Raw genomic sequence first — 22297 nt, forward strand, 5'->3', positions numbered from 1 at the left:
GGTCGTCTGAAATGGTTTCAGACGACCTTTTGTATGTTTGGAGCTATGGTTTAGTGGTTGTTGTAGGACTTTCCATCATTCGGTAACAAAACGCTTAAACAGCCTTTTTTCTTGGAAAGATGATACAAGTAATTAAAAATATCAAAGTTCCGCCCACAAAATCAATAAAATGGTGTTGATAGACAAACAAGACCGAAATGGCGAGTAAAAATCCCCATATACCAAATAATGATTTTAAGAATTTGGATTTGACTTCTCTGCAATAAACCTCCGCCGAAAGAAAAGCAAAACTCACATGCAATGACGGACATTGGTTAAAACTACTGTCCAATTTTCCCAATATATAAAAGAAGGATTTTAAAATTTGGTTATCGACTTCGGGTTTGGGAAAATAAAATTTCATTGGAAATATGACAAATAAAGCAGTAGAAACCGCAATTAAAAAGGCTGCCCTCTTTATCAGCAATTTCAAATTGCTTTCGTTCTTTTCCAAAAATATAGTGGCTAAGAAGAAAACCTGAGACGTCATATAAGGCAACATGAATATGGGCAAAAAAGGAATATTCCTTTCCCAGTCCATAAAATATGAAGGCACGTTATCGACTGTATAGGTATAAAACTCAGCCCCTTTGTACAAAATGACAAAAAATATCGATATAAAAATTGTATATTTAATCTTTAATTTTGACAGCTTATCCACTTGCAAACTTTCTCCAACCACAATTCCAATATAATCAAAATAGCAAAACTGCATCACAATATCATACCTAGTAATGATATGGAATATATAGAACTATTTGCCCATAAGCATTAAAGCGTAAGAAGAAATGTAGGGACAAAACAAAATGGAACATCAGATTGATTTTAGGGACGGTATCGTCACTTACGAAAATTTATTTTGGTTATTTAAACACGCTCCTCATAAAGCAATTGATCAGCTTGAATTTGAGGAAGATCTATTACAAGTATCTTTCTTTGATGAGAAATACATTTTAGATGTTGGGTGGTATCCTAATCCTAGAAAAAACGGAAAATTTAAGGTCTACGTCATTGAAAATTATGATTGGGAAAATCCACTATTTACCCGCTCTCATAGAGATATAAATCATTTAATTCCTATTATTGAACAAGGGATTAACTGTATATATAAGAAATACCTCCATCGGTGAGCCTAGTTTGGGTCATACCCAACCATCACATCTAAGCCTTCACAACAAAAAGGTCGTCTGAAAACCAAACTTCGGTTTTCAGACGACCTCAATCATTCCAAACTTTCAACCAACCTTATTGCAACGCTTCCAGCAGCTTCCCGTGTATCCCGCCGAAACCGCCGTTGCTCATCACCAAAATATGGTTGCCTGCTTCGGCATTTTTCACGATTTCGGCGACGAAGGCATCGAAGTCTTTGCCGACGTGCAGCTTGCCGCCCAAAGGCGCGAGGGCTTCGGCGACGTTCCAGTCCACGCCGCCGGCGTAGCAGAACACTTGGTCGGCACCTTTGAGGCTTTCGGGTAAGGCGGCTTTCATGGTACCGAGTTTCATGGTGTTGGAACGCGGCTCGAGGACGGCGAGGATGCGGGCGTTTCCGACGCGCTGGCGCAGGCCTTCGATGGTGGTTTCAATGGCGGTCGGATGGTGGGCGAAGTCGTCGTAAACGGTGATGCCGTTCACCGTGCCTTTGATTTCCATGCGGCGTTTGACGTTTTTAAACGCGCTCAAGGCTTCGCAGGCCGTCTGAATATCGACTCCGGCATGACGGGCGGCGGCGATGACGGCAAGCGCATTCATGCGGTTGTGTCCACCCATCAAATCCCATGCGACATGTCCGGCTTTTTTGCCGTCAAGCAACACGTCGAACGAGCCGTCGGCATTGACTTCGCCAACCTGCCAGCCGTGTTCGGTACCAAATTTTTCCACCGGTGTCCAGCAGCCTTTGTCGAGAGTGTCTTGCAGGCTTTGCTGCTGTCCGTTGCAGACGATTAAGCCTTCGGACGGCACGGTGCGCACGAGGTGGTGGAACTGGGTCTGTATCGCGCCCAAATCAGCGAAGATGTCGGCATGGTCGAATTCCAGATTGTTCAACACGGCGGTACGCGGGCGGTAATGTACGAATTTGGAGCGTTTGTCGAAAAAGGCGGTGTCGTATTCGTCGGCTTCGATAACGAAAAACGGCGACTTGCTGTTCGGGTCTTGACGCGGCGTTTGCGGCAGACGGGCGGAGACACTGAAGTTTTCCGGTACGCCGCCGATGAGGAAACCCGGCGCGAGTCCGGCATATTCCAAAACCCAGGCGAGCATGGACGCAGTGGTCGTTTTGCCGTGCGTCCCCGCCACACCGAGTACCCAATGATGGTGCAGCACGTTTTCCGACAGCCATTGCGGACCAGAAATATAAGGAAGACCGCGGTTTAAAATCGCTTCAACCACATCCATCCCGCGCTTGGCGACATTGCCGATCACGTAAACGTCGGCTTTAAATTCGTCCAACTGCGCGGCATCGAAGCCTTCGTGTACGTCTATGCCCAAGGCTTCGAGCTGGGTGCTCATCGGCGGATACATCTTCGCATCGCAACCGCTGACTTTGAACCCCGCTTCTTTGGCAATGGCGGCCACCCCGCCCATAAACGTGCCGCCGATACCGATAATGTGGATGTGTTTCATGATAAAACCGTCTTTTGAATGAAATAATGGGAAAGCCGTCATTATAACGGAGTTTGAATGCTGGGGTCGTCTGAAAAATAAAGCTGTAAAAGGAAGCAGGCATCTCAATCACCAAGCCGATACTGGAAAGATTTTCTATTTTGAGAATGAATCGCAAACTAAAACCATCTGCCTGACTCTAAGCATTGAAAACGAATAATCAGATGTTTTCCTATGGATAAAATATCTGCGAAAAAACTGACTGAACATTAATATATATCAAATATAGTAGATATTAATGATTAATACCCGCCTGGAAACCTTTGTTTTTCTAGGCTTCCAATATAGAATCGAAGAAAAAATTACTTAATCTTACATTACACGGTTTACTCGCTTTTTTAGATTTAAAAATTGTTAACAAACTAAAAAGGCTAGCATATGTCCGCGAATGAAGAAACTCATCTCAAGCGTCCTAATTACTTTTTATGGACTGCTCTTATAGTAGGCGTCTTAGCTACCATAGCTGTTGTCAAACCCGCCTTATTCACCAACACGATTACCGATGTCAGCAAGTTCTTCTATATGAAGTTCGACTGGCTGATTATGTGGCTGCCCCTCTTGGCATTTACCGTGTGTATGGTCGTTGCTTTATCCCCCCGCTTCGGCAATATCAGGCTGGGCGGAAAAGATGCCAAACCCGAATATTCGTTTTTCTCGTGGATGAACATGCTGTTTACCGCGGGTATCGGCGTGGGTATCGTATTTTTCGGTCCGATTGAGGCGTTGTGGCACTATTATCATTCGCCAATCGGTGTGCAGGCTGCGAATTTGCCTGAATACCAAAAAGTGGAAAATGCGATGAGCCTTGCGTTGCATGTATGGGGTATTCCGGCATGGTCGCTTTATACCATCGGCGGTCTGGTGTTGGCGTACTTTATGTATCAACATAAAACGGAATGTACACCCTCTGCACCGCTGGAATATGCGTTCAAACATAAAAAATGGGCGAAACCGTTGGGCATTGCGATTACAGGCATAGCGATTATTTCGATTGCTATGTCGGTTTCATCTTCCATTGCCATGGCTTCCACTCAAATTTCTTCCGGTCTGAAAATCATCACCGGGACGAACTTCAGCACAATAGGCTGGCAAACCGTTGTTCTGATCATTATCGCTTCCCTTTATACTTTGGGCGCTGTGTTGCCGATTGAAAAAGGGATGAAATGGCTGGGCGACTTGACCGTGGTTTTGTCTTTGCTCATGCTGGTCTTTGTCTTCCTGGTCGGCCCGACCCACTACTTCCTCAGTAATTTGGTCGTGTCTATCGGCAATATCCTCACTCAAACCGTTCACCACTCTTTCGAGCTTTATTTGTTCCATAACCGCGATTGGCTGGTATGGTATCCGATGGCTTACTGGGTATGGTGGATTACTTGGACACCGTTTGTGGGCGTGTTCCTCGCCAAAATTTCCAAAGGCCGCACTTTGCGCGAATTCGTGCTGGCTTCGATTATGGTACCGGTCGGCTTCTTGGTAATCTGGTTCTCCGTATTCTCCGGTTTCAGCCTGCTCGATACCGTAGAAGGCACCGGACGCTTGGCGGAAATTGCCAATAAAGGCGACTACGAAGGTACATTCTATTACCTGCTCAATATGCTGCCTCTGTCTTTTGCAACCAAACCGCTGACTGTCGTTTTGTTCCTCGGTTTCGTGGTAACTACTGTAACCAGCTCCGCCATTTCTCTGGGTATTATGACCAGCAACGACGGACGCCGTGAAAACAAAACCCGCGCAGTTGTCTGGGCTATTTTGATGTCGCTTATCGCCTACGCCGTGATTGTTACCGGCAAAATGGAAGGTATTAAAGCAGTCGGCTCATTCTCCGGCTTCCCGTTTGTATTCATTATGTACTTATGGTTCGCCGCACTTTGGCGCCAGCTCAAACGCGACGTACCCCGCGTATCGCCTGCCGTCCAAGAACCCGTAAAAAACAAGGAGTAAACCGTGGAAAAACAAATTATGTATTTGAATCAAAGCGTTCAAGACAACATTATCGAAACTGTATTGATGGTTTTGGTTCTCGCCTTTTTAGGCTATGTCATCAAACTGGCCTTTATTGAAAAAGACGATTAAACACTTATAGGCAGGCATTACCGCCCGCCCCTAATGAATAGGAGAACACGATGTCCCAAACACCCCGCCTTCCTGTACCTGATTTGGCCGAAACCTGCGAACGCTATTTGAAACTGGTGCGTCCACTGTTGAGTAATGAAGCTTTTGAAAAAACCGCAGCGACCACCCGCAATTTCGAATCGCGCAAAGGCAAAGAATTGCAAGCCGCGTTGCAGCAATTCGCGGCAGAAGTCGAAACCAGTTGGTTGATTGACGCTTGGCTCGACAGCTATCTGCGTGTACGCACTCCGCTGCCTCTGGCCAGCAACGTAGGTTTCAATATCCAAACTCAAGGTAAGGATTTGGCGGAGTGGGCATCGGCATTGGCTGTGGTGTGCGCTGATTATTACCATCAGCGCATTCCCGTGCCGCAGACCCCGCAAGGTACGCCCGTATGCATGGAGCAATGGAAAATCTTGCAAGGTGCCGCGCGCGTGCCGCAAAAAGAAGTCGACGGCTTCCGTTTTTCCCCAAATGGCAACCGCCATATCGGCATATTGCACAACGGTTTCTACTACCGCATTGCAGCACTCGACGAACAATTTGAAGCCTACCATCCCGATGCGTTCAGACAGGCATTTGAAGAAATCCTGTCTGATACCCATCAAAACAAATATCCGGTAGCCGTACCCTGCTACTTGGGCGGCAACGAAACCGCCCGCGTGTACCAAGCCCTGCAACAGCATGACGACAACACCCGCCTGCTGGAACATATCGAACAAGACCTGTTCCACATCAGCATCAGCAGCGAAGACCTCGATGCCGACAGCGATCTGGCGCAAACCACGTTCCAACCCAAGCAAAACGTTTGGTGCTACAAACCCACCACCTATTGCTACAACACCCGCACCAAACGCCTGTATCTGCATTGCGAACACACTTGGGCAGACGGCGGCGCACTCAAAGGCATCGTTACCCTTGCCGCAGCCAAACTGGCTGCACGCGGCGGCAAGAAAACCCGCCCTGCCGTCCACCGCTATGAATGGCAGTTGGATGCCAACTTGCTGAAAAACTGGGCACAATGGCAGCAAAACTATGCCAACCAGGCTGACCAAATGCACGTAACCAGCGTTACCATCCCGTTCAACGGCTTAACCATTCCCCAAGGCATGAGCCAAGACGCATTGATGCAGTTCCTCCTGCAATACGCCCAACTCACCACCTACGGCACCGTCCGCAACACATACGAAGCCGTTGACGTGAGCCACTTCAAAAACGGCCGCACCGAATGTGTGCGCCCCGTTTCCAACGAATCTCTGGTTTTCGTCAGCACCTTATTGCAGGAAAAACCGTCCCGCGAAGCACTGGATGCCGCGCTTGCCGAACACAAAGCCCGCATCAAAGCCAGCAAACTCGGTCAAGGCGCCAACCGCCACCTGCTCGGTTTGAAACTGATGGCAGCCAAAACCAACAGCCAGCCTGTATTTTTCAAAGACGAAGGCTATGAGACCTTTACTACCGACTTCCTCTCCACCTCAACCGTAGGCGACAACAGCACGGTAGTAAACTTCGCCTTTGCCCCCACCTCGGTTGGCGGCTTGGGCATCAACTACACCATTACGCCCGAAGGCTGGCTCTATACGGTAAGCCACACCAAAAACCAACAACAGAAAGTCAACGTATTCTTGGAAGCCCTGAAAGTCGGCGGACAACATCTGCTCGAATTTCTCAACGCTTGACGGAATACCTGTCTGAAAGCCTGCTTTCTTTTCAGACAGGTTTAGACCTCTATTCCGACCAATGATGGCATTATAGAGAACAAATATTTCAGACGACCTCAAAGAAGGTTTTGAGGTCGTCTGAAAATATAAAATCACTTTTTCGCAGCACGAATTTTTTCAACCCGTTCTCTAAAATAGTAACTTTTTCGGGAGGAGTTCCTCTATCCAAAGCATTCCACCAATTATTTACCGGTTTGACAAATAATTGAAAACCCTCATCGGTTACATTGGATTTTCGGATGATTAAATCTTCTTTGATAGAGCCATCCTCATTAAATGGGTCAATATCAACAAGTAAACCATTCTTTTTAAGAAATATCATAAGTGCAATAGACATTCTAATAATATCTTCACGATAATCTTCATCAGCATTTGCTTCCCAAAATGTCCGAAAATTAAATAGTGTCATATCCATGATAATCTCCTAAGGTAATCGAATAATTTCGGATATTCCGTCAATATAAACCAAGCTTTTACCATCTCTGACATATACGCTCCTGCATCCCTAATCCTTCCTTCTTTTGCAAGTTGACTTCTTTTTGAAGCAGTCTTGCTGGTAATTTCTTGAGCAAGTCCCACCATTTTTTACAGTTCCTTAAACAGCAACCGTGCGCCATCATCGGGAGAAGCGATTTAGTAGAGGTCGTCTGAAAATCGGTTTTCAGACGACCTCAATGGTAATCGTAAGGTAATAAATTTATTAAAGAACAAATATTTCAGACGAGTTCAAAGAGGGGTTTAAGGTCGTCTGAAAAGCAGAAACCGCATACGCGTGTTCTGCATACAATCTACATCAGGACTAACGGTTTTATTCAAGCCACGGCTTACTATTCATTCCACCAATTCAATAAAGTCTCATCAGACGGATTATCTATATTTTTATATATATTGGCATAATACCACTCCGCTTGAGTTTCATCTTTGAGTTCATTGAAATACTGATTAATTTTATTCATCCCATTACTTGACGGAATACTGAATGAACAAACATCTTCATTAGCACTATCCAGTGTCCCATCAAGCTTCAATTTAATATCTAAGCTCAATTTATTAAGATCAATTTTTGTCGGGAAATACATCTGAATACAAAAATTCCCTCCCCTTGAAATAACAATTGGATGCTCAGCCTTACCCGTAATTTCAATCACATCTCCTTTTGCAAGATTCTGTACCAAGCCAGGCGATTTAAGTATTTTGTATTGGTTTGCTTTAATAAATTGAGCAGGTATTTCCTCAAATACAGCTCCATTTTTGCCATGACCTGCATATACATAAACTAACTCAAAATTATCTTCCATATGATACTCCACAACCAGTTCTTTCAACGCATCACATACCGTCTGAGACCTTTGCAAAATTCCTCCAAATCCCCTAAATTCCTACCAAGACATTTAGGGAATTTCTCATGAGCACCTTCTTCCAGCAAACCGCAAAAGCCATGATTGCCAAACACATCGACCGCTTCCCATTATTGAAGTTAGATCAAGTGATTGATTGGCAGCCGATCGAACAGTACCTGAATCGTCAAAGAACCCGTTATCTCCGAGATCACCGTGGATGTCCCGCTTATCCCCTGTTGTCCATGTTCAAAGCCGTCCCGCTCGAACAATGGCACAGCCTCTCCGATCCCGAATTTGGATTGTAAGTGCAACTTTCCATAAAAGGAAAAGACCAGTATGCGACTGAAGCCCAACCAAACATTAAGACCATTAATAAGATTATTATAGGATAGCAATCGTGATAAATACTGATTATTTTTGGTAAAGTACCATTGGATGCCTTGATAAAACTGGAATATCTCTAAATTTATTCTTTAACAAACAAAAAAGAGAAATAGTATTGAAATTGTAATCATAGATTGAGTCCAATCCAATAAAGACCTAAGGTCGTCTGAAATACATTTTCAGACGACCTTTTGTACGGTTAAGCAAGTTTTATTAGGAAAAAATTAACGCTCGCTCAAAGCCTGTTTCATACGGGTAATCGGTTTGATCAGGTATTGGAAGATGGTTTTTTCGCCAGTTTTAATATCCACCGTAGCGACCATACCGGGGATGATCGGCATATCTTTACCGTTTTTGTCTTTCAGGGTGTTGTTCTCAGTTTGGACGATGACTCGGTAGTAAACTTGGTTGGGGTCGAGCTTCAGATCGTTGGCACGGCTTTGCATGGAGTTGCTGACGGTATCTGCGCCGACAAGGGTAACTTTGCCTTCCAATCCGCCGTAGATGGAGTAGTCATATGCGCTGACTTTGACCAGTGCAGGCTGTCCTGCGCGAACGAAGGCGATGTCTTGCGGACGGATATAGGCTTCGACAAGGAGTTTGTCGTCAACGGGGACGATTTGCATGATTTCTTCGCCCGGGTTGACTACGCCGCCGATGGTATTGATTTTGATGTTTTTGACGATGCCGCGCATGGGGGAGCGGATTTGGGAGCGGTCAACCGGGTCGGCGCGCATGGCCATGTTTTCTTTGGATTGCGCCAGCTCGGATTCGGATTGCACGAGTTCGTTGTTGGCATCTGTCCTGTAACGGTTGCGGCGTTCGGCAATTTGCAGGGTCAGATCGCTGGATTCGCGGCGCATTTTGAGGAGTTCGACTTCGGACATAACGCCTTGTGCCACCATAGGTGCAGTAATGGCGATTTCGCGATCAAGCGCCGCTTTGCTTTGTACCAGACTTTGTACGGCATCGGTCATGGCTTGGCGGCGGGCGTTATATGCGGCGGTTTCGCGGCGGCGGAGTTCGGGGCTGACGCTGTTGGGGAACGTGAGTTTTCCGCCGTAAGCTTCGGCTTTCAGGCGGGCGATGGTGGCCTCTAGGTTTTGGACTTTGGCTTCGCTCTCGCGCAATACTGCAAGGCTGCGCGTATCGTCGAGCTTCAGCAGGATTTGGTCTTTTTCGACCAAATCGCCTTCCTTAACCATCATTTGGGTAATGACGCCGGCGTCCAGGCTTTGGATGACTTGTTCGCGGCTGCTGGGGATAACGTTGCCGTTGCCGCGGGTTACTTCTTCGACGGTGCTGTTGTATGCCCATACGACGAAGACGACGAGCAGCAGGAAAAACAGGATGATGACCCAAAATTGGCCGCTGTGTTTTTCTTTTTGCAAGGCTGCATTCAAATCGTTAATGAGATGCAGGTCTTTGGATTTAACGTTGTTTTCGCTCATAATGATGAATCTTCGGTATCTGTTTGTTGTTTTCAAAGAGGTCGTCTGAAACGCTTTCTGTTTGTGTTTTCAGACGACCTTTTCCCTTTTCGTCATGCTTGCGCCGCTTCGCCGGGACGTTGGTTTTCCTGCGCTTGTTGTGCTGCTTTGACTTTGTTTTGCTCGTTTTGCATCAGTTTTTGCAAGACTAAATCGCGCGGGCCGTCCATAACGACTTTGCCGTTTTCCATTACGATGATGCGGTTAACGATTTGCAGCACTTGCGGACGGTGGGTGACCAAGAGCATGGTGCGGTTGCGTCCCCAGTGGGCAATCGCGTTCAATGCCATGCGTTCGGTACCTTGGTCGAGGCTGGTTGTCGGCTCGTCCAAAAGGACAACTTTGGGGTCGCGCAGCGTCATGCGTGCGAGGGCGATGATTTGTTTTTGACCGCCGGACAGACCCAAACCGTCTTCACCCAAAGGCATATCCAAGCCTCTTGGGTGGTTGCGGATGATTTGGTCCAGACCGAAACGTTTGAGTGCGGTCAGCAGGTCTTGGTCGGTCGAATAGCTGTCGGTACGCGCCAAATCCATGTTTTCGCGCAATGTACCCAAGAAAAGGCGTGGAGACTGGCTGAACAGGAGGACTTGGTTACGCAGGAAATTCGGATCAAGTTGGCGCATATCGACGCCGTCGAGGGTTACGTTGCCTTTTTCGGTGTCGTACAGACCGCTCGCTAGCTTCAGCATGGTGCTTTTACCGCTGCCGATACGTCCGAGGATACCGACTTTTTCACCGGGTCGGATGTTGATGCGCAACTCGTCAACTGCGTTGTTACTTTCGTTTTTGTATTTGAACGTTACGTTTTCAAAGGCGATATTGCCTTGAACGTTGTCCAAAGTAATGTATTTGCGTTCGGGGCTGCGTTCGATCGGACGGGAAACAATGTCGTTCACGCCTCTTAACGCCAGCTTCGCCTGTTGGAAGCGGGTAGCAAGGCCGGCAACTTGAGCCAACGGCGCCAACGCGCGGCCGGACAGGATGACGGAGGCAATCAGCGCACCCATGGTAATCCGTTCCGCATGGTTGTCGGCATGAATCAGATAGGTACCGACAACGACCAAAAAGACAGTATTGAGCTGCTGCATGGCAACGGCGAAGTTGACCATGAAGTTGCTGGTGTCTTTTACTTTGATGGATGAGGCGGAGGTTTTGGCGGTGTATTCATCCCATCGTTGTTGCGCCCATGAAGTCGCATTGTTGGTTTTCAGGGTTTCGATGCCTTCGATGGCTTCTACGGCAAGGCCTGAACGTTGCGAGCTTTCTTTCATGGACTCGTTAATGTGACGCGACAAGGGGCGTTGGACGATGAAGCCGACAATGACGACAATCGGAATAATCGCCAAAGGAACCAATGCCAGTTTGCCGCCGACTATCGAAATAACAAAAATAAACAGCAACAGGAAAGGCAAGTCCACCAAAGTCAACAGGCTCGCACTGGTCATAAATTCGCGTACGGATTCAAATTCGCGCAGGTTGTTGGCGTATGAACCGGACGAAGCGGGACGGTCGGCAAGGCGCAATGCCATCACGCGGCGGAACAAGGCGGAGCTGATAATCAGGTCGGCTTTTTTACCGGCGATGTCGGTCAAATGGCCGCGTATCATCTTGGCGGCAAATTCGAACAAAATGGCGAGGACAACGCCGATACTCAAAACCCACAGGGTTTCATAGGCTTGGTTGGGAATAACACGGTCGTACACGTTCATGACATACAACGAGCTGACCAAGGCGAGGAAGTTGATGATGACGGTCGCCAAAATCACTTGATAGTAATAGCTGCGGAAACGCCAAATGACTTTCCAAAACCATGCTTTGGGGAGGTGGTATTCAGGCAGTTCGGAACGCGTGTCCGCCGCCATTTTGGGCTTGATAAACCAGCAGTAACCCAGATACAGACCGGAAAGCTGGTCATGATCAAGCTGCTGCTCCAAGCCATCTACCTGACGGATATGATATTTTCTGTTCCGACCCGAACCTTCGATATTGGTAATGACGGCAGCCTCTTCGTTGTGAAGAATGATCATCACAGGAACGGCAAGCGATGGAATGTCTTCCAGATTGCGCTTGGACAATGTGTTTTCGAAGCCGTGGCTGCGCAAGACTTCGACGAGGGAATGATAGTTGACATTGAGTTTTTTATCCCGCACCACCTCTGCCGTCAGTGCGGCTTCTGACACAGGCGCCCCTAAGAGACGGGTAACCAACACAATATGTTCAATGATTGCTTTCATGATAATTCGCGTAATGAGTAATGATGTTAAGATTTTATGTTATTGCTTCAAGCCTGCCCAATTCGCCATTTGCGCCTGAGCAGCCAGATAATCCAACGCAGCATCGCGGAAATCGTTGCGCGCTGAAATATTTTCCTGCTCGATGCTGGACAATTCGTTGTATGCGCCCAAAACGTCGGTCAGGGTGCGGCGGGCAATTTTGAATTGCAGCTCGTAAGTTTTAACCACGTCTTTTTGAGCGGCAATATGTTGCGCGGCAATATCGGCACGGCGTTCGCTCTCGCGCATGTCGATTTCGGCGGTTTGGGTTTTTTCGGTGATGTCGCGCATAATCTGCTCGGATTTCGATTCGGCGGCAATCAGGGCATCGGCATTTTTCTGCACATTATGGCGCGCGGCGACGTCCAAGACATTCCATGCCACATTCAGATAAAGCTGTCTGTTGTCGCGGTTCGCATTACCTTCCAAATTCACAGCGGGCAGGCGTTCTGCTTTGGAAACGTCCAAATCTGCCTTCACACTGTCGCGTTCTGCCACCTGCGCCCGATAGGAAGGATTAGTGTTGTTATCGACGGTTTTGAAACGGCGAACCAATGATTCCGCGCTGTCGTTGGCAAACGGATCTTCCAAATCTTCTGCCGTCAACTGCCGTCCGGTGTAGCGGGATAAGCGGCTCAACGCCAATTCCATCGTGCGTTGTTGTTGCGCGATCGATGATTCGACCTGCAACTGGCGCGCACGCGCTTCGATGAGTTCGGAACGGCGACCGCTGTCGTATTTCACAATAATGTTCAAATCTTTCAGAAGATTATTGTGCCGAACCAAACTTTGACGGTTGATGCGCAGGATTTCTTTTGCGCGCAATGCAGTCAGATAGAGCTTGCCAATGTCGCTGCCCAAGCGTTCCTGATTTTCAAAATAGCGCTGATGATAGTATTGCTCTCTGTTTTTATCGCGCCTTACCGCCGCATTGATGGCACCCCACGAATAAACATTCACAGTTCCGCGTATGCCGACACCGTCACTCATATCGCTGCTGGAATATTTGTTTTTCTGCGCCAAAACTTTGGTACCGGTCAGCGTCAACACAGGATAATGCCGAGCACGGGTTGCCTTCGTCGTACTTTTGGCCGAATCTTCGGTCGCTTTCGCTTCCTTCACAATCGGATCGGACACCATGGCATCCCGTAAAATAGCCTTTAAAGGATATGCCTGCGCTGTTGTTGCACACACCGCCGCACAAACTGCGGCAGCAAGCTTGCCAACGCGAAGGATGGATGACTCAGGAAGATTCAAAAATGTTTTTTTCTTCATATTATTCACAGCAATACGGTTCGTCATTTATCTGATTGGCAGGGGCGCGGCCTCTTGCAAATCAATTCTTTGAGCATATTATCATTAATCGGAATCTCTGTTTTCAGATTGCGACAAAAGGTAGTTATATGCTCCTGAAAGTAACATGGATGATATTCCTAATATTGCTAAATCACGACACCGTATTAAAACGGACAAAAGGTCGTCTGAAAACGACCTCCTGCTTTACAGATGTCCAGCAATAATTTGCAGCATCTGCGCCAGCACTTTCGGATTGGCTGCCACAATGTCGCCGCTTTCAAGCCAGCCTTCGTTACCAGACATATCAGTAACGATACCGCCCGCTTCCTGCACAATCAGCGCACCTGCGGCAATATCCCAAGGCTTGAGGTTGAACTCGAAGAAACCGTCCAAACGACCGGCTGCCACGGCACACAAATCCAACGAAGCCGCGCCTTCTCTGCGCCCCCCAGCCGTTTTTGCCAAAAAGTCTTTCAAAATCGCCAGATACTTATCCATCATGCTTTGATCGACAACAGGGAAGCCGGTACCGATCAAGCAGCGGTTCAATTCAATGCGTGAAGAAACACGGATACGGCGGTCGTTGAGCAACGCACCTTTGCCGCGCGAAGCCATGTAAACGTCGTTGCGCTCAGGTGCGTACACCAAAGCTTCCTGCAACACACCTTTGTGCAGCAGCGCCATAGAAATCGCGTATTGGGGATGACCATGTAAGAAGTTGGTCGTGCCGTCGAGCGGATCGATGATCCATTCGTATTCCGCAGAGGCTTTGCCGTGGGAGCCGCCTTCTTCGCAAGTGATTTTGTGATGCGGATAAGCTTCTTTAAGCGCATCCACCAAAATCATTTCAGAATTGCGGTCAACGTCGGAAACAAAATCGTTGAATGCCTTACTGTCAACTTTAACGGCATCTAGATTGCCGCTTGCGCGGATCATCATCTGCCCGGCTTTACGGGCTGCTTTGAAAGCGGTATTTAAAAACGGATTCATGGGTTTTCTTTCTAAATCAGGTAAAATACCGTCCGGCGCATCTGCACCGGACGCAACGTTTGTACGTTTCCGACGTTGTTAAAGAACATTTCAGACGACCCCTCAAGCCCAAAGGCGAAAGGTCGTCTGAAAATAAAAAGATGGCGTATTATACCCGATTCCTGAACAAACCGAAAACAAAACATGACTTCAGCCAAACCCGAATTGCCCGACTATCTCGGCAATATCCGCATCATCCTTACACGAACCAGCCATCCTGCCAATATCGGCTCCGCCGCCCGCGCCATGAAGACCATGGGGCTGCACAATCTCACCATCGTCGCCCCGAATTTAATGTCCACGCCGATGACCGAGCAACCGCCCGTTTTCAACCCCGAAAACCCACAAGACTTCCAACTGCCGGAGGAAAGTTTCATCCTCGCTTCCGGCGCGGCAGACGTATTGCACAACGCCGTGATTGCCGCCACACTCGACGAAGCCCTCGCCGACACCACGCTCGCCTGCGCCCTTACCAGCCGCCGCCGTGAAATCACTGCACCGCTGCAAACCCCGCGAGAACTGGTTCCCGAATTATTGCAGGCGGCACAACGCGGAGAACAGGTTGCCCTCGTCTTCGGCAACGAAACCTTCGGCTTGAGCATCGAAGAAGTACAGGCGTGCAACCGCCTGATGACCATCAACGGCAATCCCGACTATTTCTCGCTCAACCTCGCCCAAGCTGTTCAGGTCGTGTGTTACGAAATCTTCAGCCAGACCGATATGCCCATGACCCACCTGCAACAGGAAGACCACGCCGCCACACACGAGCAAATCAAAGGCATGGTCGCCCACATGGAAAGCGTCATGGACGACATCGGCTTCTTCAACCGCCGCAACAGCGAACGCCTGATGCGCCGTATGCAAAGCCTGTTTGGCCGCGCCAACACGCAAACTGAAGACATCGACATCCTGCGCGGCTTTTTCAATACCGTCAGCCATCGTTTGAAAAAGAAAGACTGAAAAAGGTCGTCTGAAAATTCTCTATGGTGGGTACAGTATTGCGATGAGTAGATGCAAGTTGACCGTTGAACATTACCGCCGATTCTGCTTGCCGATGACTGGGATAAGAAAAAAGCTACTATTTTCATAGCAGCTTTTTTGGTTTGGCGGAAGCGGTGAGATTCGAACTCACGGAGGGCTATCAACCCTCGACGGTTTTCAAGACCGTTGCATTAAACCGCTCTGCCACACTTCCTGTTTGATTGTTTAATTTGTCTTGTTAAAAATGGCGGATTAACCAAACAAAGGATTATTGTCCTTAGTAGTTTTCAGTCTGCTGTATCCAGCTTTCTCTACTACTTTTCTTCAAGATAAAGTAAAACCAAATAAAAATGCTGTTGCACAAGGCTTCAATTCATCTTTATTTGGTTTTACTGTTTTCAAGAAATGGCGGAAGCGGTGAGATTCGAACTCACGGAGGGCTATCAACCCTCGACGGTTTTCAAGACCGTTGCATTAAACCGCTCTGCCACGCTTCCGTCTCTTGAAGCGCGAATAATAATGAAATTTGTCCGGTTTGCCAAGCGAAATTTTAGGCTGAATATTTAGTTTTTTGTTTTTACTTGGTTTGTTCTTCGCGCATGAACACCCATTCAGACTCATTGGACGCTGCTTCGTTAAATGCGTAGCCTTCGTAATCGAAGTTTTTCAGCATTTCAGGGTCGGCGATATTGTGTTCCGCCGCATAGCGCACCATCAGTCCGCGCGCGCGTTTAGCGTAGAAGCTGATGATTTTGTATTTGCCGTTTTTTTCGTCTTTGAAAACGGGGGTAATCAGGCGAGCTTTGAGATTTTTAGTGTTGACGGATTTGAAATATTCTTGCGAAGCGAGGTTGACTAAAATGTCGCTGCCGGCTTGGGCAAGGGTGTCGTTTAGCAGGTCGGTAATGATTTCGCCCCAAAATTCATACAGATTCTTGCCACGCGTATTCGCAAACGCCGTTCCCATTTCCAAACGGTAGGGCTGCATCAGATCCAGCGGACGCAGGATGCCGTATAGACCGGAAAGCAGGCGGACGTGTTGTTGCAGATATTGGATTTGTTCGGGTTTGAGGGTGTCTGCGGCGATGCCTTCGTAAACGTCGCCGTTGAACATAAAGACTGCCTGCTTGGCGTTGTCGGGGGTGAACGGCGTATGCCATTCGGCGTTGCGCTCGGCGTTTAAGAGGGCGATTTTGTCGGAAACGTGCATCAACTCGGCGATTTGCTGCGGGGCGAGTTCACGCAGTTGGCGCATCAGGATTTCGGCTTCCGCCAAGAGGTCGGGTTGGGTAAATTCTTTGACGGGGGCGGGGGCTTTTTCATTGAGGTTTTTGGCGGGGGAAAGAACGAAAAACATGATTGGCTCGGAGATGTGATAAACAGCGGCATTGTAGGTTTAAAATGTTTTATGAGCAAGTTTGATAAGTGAAGTAAATACCGTTATAGCAAAGGCTGTTTGAATGGAATTAAAAAGGTCGTCTGAAAACCTCAAATTAAGGTTTTCAGACGACCTTTTATTGAGCTGCCACTTTGTTCAGCGATATAGGGAAACGATGGTTTCGGCAGCTTTGACGCAGCTGTCGACATCGGCGACCAAGGCGATGCGGACGTAGCCTTCACCGGGGTTGCCCCATTCGGTATCGCGGGCGAGGAAGCGGCCGGGGAGGACTTGGATGGCGGCTTTTTGCCAGAGGTTTTTAGCAAATGCCAAGTCGTCACCATCGGGGACTTTCAGCCAGATATAGAACGATGCGTCGGGCAGTTTGACATCAAATACCTGTTGCAAAATGGGGATGACGCGGTCGAATTTTTCTTGGTACAGGCGGCGGTTGGCGATGACGTGTTCTTCGTCGTTCCATGCGGCGATGCTGGCGCGTTGGACGGGGATGCTCATTGCGCTGCCGTGGTAGGTGCGGTAGAGCAGGAAGTTTTTAAGTAATTCGGCATCGCCTGCGACAAAACCGGAGCGTAGTCCGGGGACGTTAGAACGTTTGGAGAGGCTGGTGAACATGACGATATTGCGGTTGCTGCGCCCTAATTGCGCTGCCGCCTGTAAGCCGCCTATGGGTTTGTTGCCGTCAAAATAGATTTCGGAATAGCATTCGTCGGAAGCGATGATGAATCCGTATTTGTCTTGCAGATCAAAGATTTCTTGCCAGTCTTCCAGTTGCAGGACGCTGCCGCTGGGGTTGTTGGGCGAGCAGACGAACATGACTTTGGTGCGTTGCCATACGTCTTCGGTAATGCTTTTCCAATCGGGCTTGAAGGACGGGGCAGGGCAGTTGGCAAAACGGATTTCGCCGCCGCCGAGAATGGCTGCGCCTTCGTAAATTTGGTAGAACGGGTTGGGGCTGAGGACGACGGGTTTGAGGTCGTCTGAAACGGGGTTTAAGACGGTTTGAACGAAGGAAAACAAGGCTTCACGGCTGCCGAGTACGGGCAGGACTTCTGTATCGGGGTTGACGGTCAGTTCGTCGTAACGGCGGCGCATCCAGTCGGCACAAGCTTGGCGCAGCTCGGGCAGACCTGCGGTCAGGGGGTATTTTTCCAGTTCGTGCAGCGAGGCGGTCAGCGCATTGGTGATGACTTCGGGGGTAGGGTGTTTCGGTTCGCCGATATGCAGGTGGACGGGGGTGACGCCTTCGGGAGGGTTAACGCCCTGCATGGCTTCGCGCAGGCGGGCAAACGGATAGGGTTGGAGCTGGTCGAGTAGTGGGTTCATGGGTGTTCCAAATGTCTATCGAGACGGTCATCTTAGCATTTTTTATGCGGATTTTGTTGACAATGTGTGCAGGAAAAGGGAGGCAGCGTTAGGAAAAGGTCGTCTGAAAATCGGTTTCAGACGACCTTTTTAAGCATCACGCGATTTGCAGGCAAAATATATTGGATTAACTTTAAACCAGTACGGCGTTGCCTCGCCTTGTCCTGATTTAAATTTAATCCACTAAAAAGGGCACATTAAAATATGCCCTTTTTTAGCGTTCATCTGCGGATATGAATTATTTGGCTGCTGCGGGAAGAGCACCGTTAAGCAAGTATTGGATGGTTTCTTGCACCGTGCGGATGGCGTTGCCAAACGGCAGCGGGTCTTTACCTCGGAAAAACAAGCCTTTATCGACTTCTCCACGGAAAGCGGCGGAGAGTTGGATGTCAATGCAGAATTGTCCGGCTTTTGCCAAACCGTCGCGCAGGCCGCAGCTGGTCAGACAGTTCAAGCCTTGCGTACAGCGGCGCGGGTCGGCTTTGGCATTGGCTTGCAGCTTGGATTCGCGCTTGATGTAGCTGTCCAGGAATTTGGTGCGCACACCGCGTGCGGGCAGTCCGGCGACGGACATAAATTCGACAACATGCTCAGTTTCCGCACCTGCCAGCGTTTTTTTGAAGTTGATGTGTGCATCGCCTTCTTCGGTAACCGCAAACGCCGTGCCGATTTGGACGGCGGATGCGCCCCAGTTTTTCAGCGCGGTTTTGACTTTCTCAAAGTTCGCCATGCCGCCGGCGAGGATGAGCGGGATTTTTTCGCTTTCAAGACCTAAGTTTTTGAATACTTCGAAAGTTTCTTCGATGACGCGTTTGAATTCAAACTTGGCATCGTTCACACCGGCTACGCTTGCCGCGCCCAAGTGTCCGGCAGCGTGTGCGGGATGTTCGATAACGATGGCGTCGGGCAAAACACCTTTTTTCATCCAGCGTTTCAATACGATACCGATACCGCGCGATTCGGACAAAATCGGGAACAGGGCGACATCTTTGTGATAACCCTCGGTCATTTCGGGCAAATCCAGCGGCAATCCCGCGCCCATCACAATCGCGTCCGCCCCCGATTCGCAGGCTTGGCGGACGTAAGCGGCGTGGTCTTTGACGGCTTTCATGACGTTGACGGCGATCATGCCTTTACCGTTTGCGTCGGCTTTGGCTTTTTGGATTTCGCGGTCAAGCGCGGTGCAGTTGAGTCGGGTGTATTTTTCTTCGCTCGGGTTGATTTTGGATTCGGCGAGCAGGTCGTCATGCAGGTGGCGCAAATCGACGCTGGCAATCGTGCCGACACCGTTTTCGCGGGCGACCGCGCTGGAGAGTTTCGATGCGGAAACGCCCACGCCCATCCCGCCTTGGACGACGGGAATCAATGATTTGCCTCGGATGTGCAATGGGTCGAAGTTGTTTTGCATGTATGAGTTCCTTGATGGTTGCGGGGGCGGACTGATATTTTCAGGCCGGCTTTGCTGAATTTTTGAAAATTGCTTTTTAATCAATGAGTAAAGTTTGGTTTCTTACTCAGCCTGATGATATTAAGCTGCTTGCATTTTGGATTTTAGTAATTATACTCTAAATATGGACAAAAATTAGAGTATCAATACAGTTTTTGCAAATTAAATTTGAAAAGTATTGTTAACTAAGAAATATTTTTTAGGGTTAGGTCGTCTGAAAGATAGATTTATCAGAGGTTGGTTTGGATGAAGGCTGTCCGTTTTGCTTACTTTCATTCCATTTGATTAGGTTAGGCAAAGAATTACGCATAAGAGAAGGTCGTCTGAAAATTGATTTCAGACGACCTTCCCTACATCACTTCAAATCAAACCGGATTACAATTTCAACTCGCTCAGCTTGGCAGCGTAGGCTTCCAAGTCTGCAATCGGACGGGTTGCCACGCCGCTTTCCATCGCAGCTTTGGCGGCAGCCGAAGCAACGCGCGGCAGCAGGCGGGAGTCGAACGGGGTTGGAATCAGGTATTCTGCACCGAATTCAAATTTTTTACCGTAAGCGGCAACCACTTCTTCAGTTACCTCTTCCATCGCCAAATCTGCCAAAGCATACACACAGGCGCGTTTCATTTCTTCGTTGATGGTCGTCGCGCCAACATCCAATGCGCCGCGGAAGATAAACGGGAAGCACAATACATTGTTCACTTGATTCGGGAAGTCTGAACGACCGGTACCGATGACCACGTCCGGACGGGTTTCTTTTGCCAGCGGCGGCAGGATTTCCGGGTTCGGGTTTGCCATGGCGAACACGATAGGCTTGGCGTTCATGGTGTTCAGCATCTCAGGCGTCAGCAGGTTCGCTCCAGAGAGACCCAAGAAGATGTCTTTGCCTTTGACGGCATCTGCAAGCACGCGTTGACCGTTGTCTTCAATCGCGTAGAACTGTTTGGACTCGTCCATGCGGTCTTTGTCTTCGCGGGTTTTGTAAATCACGCCTTTGGAGTCGCAAACGGTAACGTTTTCGCGTTTCAGACCCAAATCAAGCAGCTGGTTCAAGCAGGCAATCGCAGCCGCACCCGCGCCGGAGCAAACCAAAGTTGCTTCCTCGATTTTACGACCGGTAAAACGCAGGGCATTCAATACGGCGGCGGCGGTGATGATGGCGGTACCGTGTTGGTCGTCATGGAACACAGGGATTTTGCAGCGTTTGCGCAATTCGCGTTCGACGTAGAAGCACTCAGGCGCTTTGATGTCTTCGAGGTTGATGCCGCCGAAAGTCGGCTCCAGTGCGGCGATGATATCCACCAGTTTTTGCGGGTCTTTTTCATCGATTTCGATGTCGAATACGTCCACACCGGCGAATTTTTTGAACAATACGCCTTTGCCTTCCATCACAGGTTTGCCTGCCAATGCGCCGATGTCGCCCAAGCCCAAAACGGCAGTACCGTTGGAAATCACGGCAACCAAGTTGCCTTTGGCGGTGTATTTGTACGCATTTTGCGGATCGGCATGGATTTCCATACAAGGAGCCGCTACGCCTGGTGAGTACGCCAAAGCCAAGTCTTTGGAAGTGGCCAGCGATTTAGTGGGGGTAACGGAGACTTTACCCGGCACGGGGAATTCGTGAAATTTCAGTGCGGCTTCTTTCAATGAGTTTTCCATTTTTCGATCCTGTTGCGAGAGAGAGATTTTGAGTTGAGGTCGTCTGAAACGTTGGTTTCGGGACGATTGGCGTTACAAAACCATTTATTCATAAATAAACCTATTTTGTAACGGGCTGTAATTTTATCATGTTCCCAATACGGCGCATACCGCTATTTTCTATCTGAAACAGCTAATTTTGAGGCAAAACATATACTTTCAGACGACCTTCATTCGGTTTTAAACATCCATACCAAAACTGCGCGCCAGCGCATGTTCGATATCCGCCCTTACCTCTTCCAAACTCCGGTTGCCGTCAATGATCGCGTAGCGTTCGGGATGCGCGGCGGCACGCTCAAGATAAACAGCACGCACGCGGGTGAAAAAATCCGCCTGCTCCTGCTCGAAACGGTCTTTCTCGCGCGTTTGTCCGATACGCGCCATCGACACTTCCAGCGGCACGTCCAGCAGCAAAGTCAAATCAGGACCAAACCCGCCCTGCACCCAATTTTCCAGCATTTCAATATCTTGCAGAGGAACGCCGCGCCCGCCGCCCTGATACGCAAAAGTCGCATCGGTAAAACGGTCGGAAACGACATGAACGCCGTCTGCCAAAGCAGGCAGGATGACGTCTTCAAGATGCTGCTGCCGCGCGGCAAATATCATTAAAGTCTCCGCGCGCAAGCCCGCCTTGGTTTCAGGGTTCAACAAAATTTCGCGCAAAGTCTCGCCGACAGGCGTACCGCCCGGCTCGCGGGTGAACAATACGGGAAGATGATGGGATTCGAACCATTGGCGGATAACGGCAAGATTGGTCGATTTGCCCGCGCCGTCTATGCCGTCCAGAGTGATAAATTTCGGTTTCATAAGGTCAATTTTATTTAGAGAACGGATGTTCAAAAGGTCGTCTGAAAGCGGGATTATAAATGCTTTCAACGCTCTTGATACAGTTCGGGACTGATTTTCAGACGATCTCTTAGAGCGCCTTCAGTTTAAATTAACCCCCTTGATGCAAAGAAAGCGATGTTCTAAAAGTACGGCACAAGCAAATTGGTTCTGTGTTATCGCCCGCATCCTCTTAGCCTTGTCGGAAGTTATAGTGGATTAACTTTAAATCAGGACAAG

18 protein-coding genes, 2 tRNA genes and 1 pseudogene are annotated in these 22297 nt (G+C 48.7%); 6 read left to right on the top strand and 15 right to left on the bottom strand.

The features are described 5' to 3' along the window. Nucleotides 1-94 precede the first annotated feature (94 nt). Entirely contained in the window at nucleotides 95-754 is a 660-nt protein-coding gene (locus HMPREF2572_RS01745; protein ID WP_070495856.1) for a phosphatase PAP2 family protein, read from the bottom strand. Nucleotides 755-845: 91 nt separating this feature from the next. Between HMPREF2572_RS01745 and HMPREF2572_RS01750 the strand changes: the two genes are divergently transcribed. After that, nucleotides 846-1169: a hypothetical protein gene (locus HMPREF2572_RS01750; protein ID WP_070495858.1), complete on the top strand. Its 324-nt coding sequence runs from the start codon at nucleotides 846-848 to the stop codon at nucleotides 1167-1169. Between the two features lie 115 nt (nucleotides 1170-1284). Here HMPREF2572_RS01750 and mpl read toward each other — a convergent pair whose 3' ends face one another. Further along, nucleotides 1285-2661, bottom strand: a complete 1377-nt coding sequence (gene mpl, locus HMPREF2572_RS01755; RefSeq protein WP_070495860.1) for a UDP-N-acetylmuramate:L-alanyl-gamma-D-glutamyl-meso-diaminopimelate ligase — start codon at nucleotides 2659-2661, stop codon at nucleotides 1285-1287. A 417-nt stretch (nucleotides 2662-3078) separates the two neighbouring features. Between mpl and HMPREF2572_RS01760 the strand changes: the two genes are divergently transcribed. The 3 genes from HMPREF2572_RS01760 to HMPREF2572_RS01765 are packed head-to-tail and all read left to right on the top strand — an operon-like array spanning nucleotide 3079 to nucleotide 6491. Beyond that, entirely contained in the window at nucleotides 3079-4641 is a 1563-nt protein-coding gene (locus tag HMPREF2572_RS01760; protein ID WP_070495862.1) for a BCCT family transporter, read from the top strand. Between the two features lie 3 nt (nucleotides 4642-4644). Continuing rightward, nucleotides 4645-4773, top strand: coding sequence for a hypothetical protein (locus tag HMPREF2572_RS15175; protein WP_016687521.1), 129 nt, complete (start codon nucleotides 4645-4647; stop codon nucleotides 4771-4773). A gap of 50 nt (nucleotides 4774-4823) precedes the next feature. After that, complete coding sequence (locus tag HMPREF2572_RS01765) at nucleotides 4824-6491, top strand: choline/carnitine O-acyltransferase (RefSeq protein WP_070495864.1); 1668 nt, start codon at nucleotides 4824-4826, stop codon at nucleotides 6489-6491. 88 nt (nucleotides 6492-6579) lie between these two features. Here the strand turns inward: HMPREF2572_RS01765 and HMPREF2572_RS01770 are convergent, their stop codons facing one another. Together HMPREF2572_RS01770 and HMPREF2572_RS01775 are read right to left on the bottom strand one after the other, a co-directional pair. After that, entirely contained in the window at nucleotides 6580-6948 is a 369-nt protein-coding gene (locus HMPREF2572_RS01770; protein WP_070495867.1) for a DNA polymerase III, read from the bottom strand. 412 nt (nucleotides 6949-7360) lie between these two features. Beyond that, on the bottom strand, nucleotides 7361-7831 hold the full coding sequence (locus tag HMPREF2572_RS01775; RefSeq protein ID WP_070495869.1) for a DUF4265 domain-containing protein: 471 nt from the start codon (nucleotides 7829-7831) through the stop codon (nucleotides 7361-7363). 107 nt (nucleotides 7832-7938) lie between these two features. On the opposite strand from HMPREF2572_RS01775, the pseudogene HMPREF2572_RS01780 reads away from it, so the two are divergent. Then, a pseudogene (locus tag HMPREF2572_RS01780) lies at nucleotides 7939-8166 on the top strand (IS5/IS1182 family transposase); the annotation flags it as partial. Between the two features lie 315 nt (nucleotides 8167-8481). On the opposite strand, the gene HMPREF2572_RS01785 reads toward HMPREF2572_RS01780, so the two are convergent. From HMPREF2572_RS01785 to HMPREF2572_RS01805, 4 genes are all read right to left on the bottom strand, one after another. Then, entirely contained in the window at nucleotides 8482-9708 is a 1227-nt protein-coding gene (locus HMPREF2572_RS01785; protein ID WP_070495873.1) for an HlyD family type I secretion periplasmic adaptor subunit, read from the bottom strand. A gap of 92 nt (nucleotides 9709-9800) precedes the next feature. After that, complete coding sequence (locus HMPREF2572_RS01790; protein ID WP_003767962.1) at nucleotides 9801-11984, bottom strand: type I secretion system permease/ATPase; 2184 nt, start codon at nucleotides 11982-11984, stop codon at nucleotides 9801-9803. Between the two features lie 39 nt (nucleotides 11985-12023). Then, entirely contained in the window at nucleotides 12024-13325 is a 1302-nt protein-coding gene (locus HMPREF2572_RS01795; protein ID WP_083294120.1) for a TolC family protein, read from the bottom strand. Nucleotides 13326-13523: 198 nt separating this feature from the next. Next, nucleotides 13524-14309 (bottom strand): inositol monophosphatase family protein, encoded by a 786-nt coding sequence (locus HMPREF2572_RS01805; protein WP_003740666.1) that lies wholly within the window; start codon nucleotides 14307-14309, stop codon nucleotides 13524-13526. 183 nt (nucleotides 14310-14492) lie between these two features. On the opposite strand from HMPREF2572_RS01805, the gene HMPREF2572_RS01810 reads away from it, so the two are divergent. Continuing rightward, nucleotides 14493-15308 (top strand): RNA methyltransferase, encoded by an 816-nt coding sequence (locus tag HMPREF2572_RS01810; protein ID WP_070495877.1) that lies wholly within the window; start codon nucleotides 14493-14495, stop codon nucleotides 15306-15308. 144 nt (nucleotides 15309-15452) lie between these two features. On the opposite strand, the gene HMPREF2572_RS01815 is transcribed toward HMPREF2572_RS01810, so the two are convergent. The 7 genes from HMPREF2572_RS01815 to tmk all read right to left on the bottom strand — a co-directional run bounded on the left by HMPREF2572_RS01815 (nucleotide 15453) and on the right by tmk (nucleotide 22039). Beyond that, nucleotides 15453-15543 (bottom strand) — tRNA-Ser (locus HMPREF2572_RS01815). 192 nt (nucleotides 15544-15735) lie between these two features. Then, a tRNA-Ser gene (locus HMPREF2572_RS01820) sits at nucleotides 15736-15826 on the bottom strand. 80 nt (nucleotides 15827-15906) lie between these two features. After that, entirely contained in the window at nucleotides 15907-16686 is a 780-nt protein-coding gene (gene yaaA / locus HMPREF2572_RS01825) for a peroxide stress protein YaaA (RefSeq protein ID WP_070495879.1), read from the bottom strand. Between the two features lie 177 nt (nucleotides 16687-16863). Beyond that, a complete protein-coding gene (gene dapC, locus HMPREF2572_RS01830; RefSeq protein WP_070495881.1) occupies nucleotides 16864-18051 on the bottom strand; it encodes a succinyldiaminopimelate transaminase in 1188 nt (395 codons plus the stop codon). A gap of 277 nt (nucleotides 18052-18328) precedes the next feature. Beyond that, nucleotides 18329-19498 (bottom strand): NAD(P)H-dependent flavin oxidoreductase, encoded by a 1170-nt coding sequence (locus HMPREF2572_RS01835; RefSeq protein ID WP_003778674.1) that lies wholly within the window; start codon nucleotides 19496-19498, stop codon nucleotides 18329-18331. A 414-nt stretch (nucleotides 19499-19912) separates the two neighbouring features. Further along, nucleotides 19913-21193: a malic enzyme-like NAD(P)-binding protein gene (locus HMPREF2572_RS01840; RefSeq protein WP_083294121.1), complete on the bottom strand. Its 1281-nt coding sequence runs from the start codon at nucleotides 21191-21193 to the stop codon at nucleotides 19913-19915. Between the two features lie 219 nt (nucleotides 21194-21412). Beyond that, nucleotides 21413-22039 carry a dTMP kinase gene (tmk, locus tag HMPREF2572_RS01845; protein ID WP_070495884.1) on the bottom strand — a complete coding sequence of 209 codons (627 nt, stop codon included), beginning with the start codon at nucleotides 22037-22039 and terminating at the stop codon, nucleotides 21413-21415. Nucleotides 22040-22297: the final 258 nt, after the last annotated feature.

The sequence above is a fragment of the Neisseria sp. HMSC064E01 genome, from assembly GCF_001808875.1.
GTDB lineage: Bacteria > Pseudomonadota > Gammaproteobacteria > Burkholderiales > Neisseriaceae > Neisseria > Neisseria sicca_A.

Coding starts and splice junctions, on each gene's coding strand:
- HMPREF2572_RS01790 (WP_003767962.1), bottom strand. CDS start 11,984: ATGAAAGCAATCATTGAACATATTGTGTTGGTTACCCGTCTCTTAGGG.
- yaaA (WP_070495879.1), bottom strand. CDS start 16,686: ATGTTTTTCGTTCTTTCCCCCGCCAAAAACCTCAATGAAAAAGCCCCC.
- HMPREF2572_RS01795 (WP_083294120.1), bottom strand. CDS start 13,325: ATGACGAACCGTATTGCTGTGAATAATATGAAGAAAAAAACATTTTTG.
- HMPREF2572_RS01785 (WP_070495873.1), bottom strand. CDS start 9,708: ATGAGCGAAAACAACGTTAAATCCAAAGACCTGCATCTCATTAACGAT.
- HMPREF2572_RS01835 (WP_003778674.1), bottom strand. CDS start 19,498: ATGCAAAACAACTTCGACCCATTGCACATCCGAGGCAAATCATTGATT.
- dapC (WP_070495881.1), bottom strand. CDS start 18,051: ATGAACCCACTACTCGACCAGCTCCAACCCTATCCGTTTGCCCGCCTG.
- HMPREF2572_RS01810 (WP_070495877.1), top strand. CDS start 14,493: ATGACTTCAGCCAAACCCGAATTGCCCGACTATCTCGGCAATATCCGC.
- HMPREF2572_RS01745 (WP_070495856.1), bottom strand. CDS start 754: ATGCAGTTTTGCTATTTTGATTATATTGGAATTGTGGTTGGAGAAAGT.
- HMPREF2572_RS01805 (WP_003740666.1), bottom strand. CDS start 14,309: ATGAATCCGTTTTTAAATACCGCTTTCAAAGCAGCCCGTAAAGCCGGG.
- HMPREF2572_RS01765 (WP_070495864.1), top strand. CDS start 4,824: ATGTCCCAAACACCCCGCCTTCCTGTACCTGATTTGGCCGAAACCTGC.
- mpl (WP_070495860.1), bottom strand. CDS start 2,661: ATGAAACACATCCACATTATCGGTATCGGCGGCACGTTTATGGGCGGG.
- HMPREF2572_RS01770 (WP_070495867.1), bottom strand. CDS start 6,948: ATGGATATGACACTATTTAATTTTCGGACATTTTGGGAAGCAAATGCT.
- HMPREF2572_RS01840 (WP_083294121.1), bottom strand. CDS start 21,193: ATGGAAAACTCATTGAAAGAAGCCGCACTGAAATTTCACGAATTCCCC.
- HMPREF2572_RS01750 (WP_070495858.1), top strand. CDS start 846: ATGGAACATCAGATTGATTTTAGGGACGGTATCGTCACTTACGAAAAT.
- HMPREF2572_RS01760 (WP_070495862.1), top strand. CDS start 3,079: ATGTCCGCGAATGAAGAAACTCATCTCAAGCGTCCTAATTACTTTTTA.
- tmk (WP_070495884.1), bottom strand. CDS start 22,039: ATGAAACCGAAATTTATCACTCTGGACGGCATAGACGGCGCGGGCAAA.
- HMPREF2572_RS01775 (WP_070495869.1), bottom strand. CDS start 7,831: ATGGAAGATAATTTTGAGTTAGTTTATGTATATGCAGGTCATGGCAAA.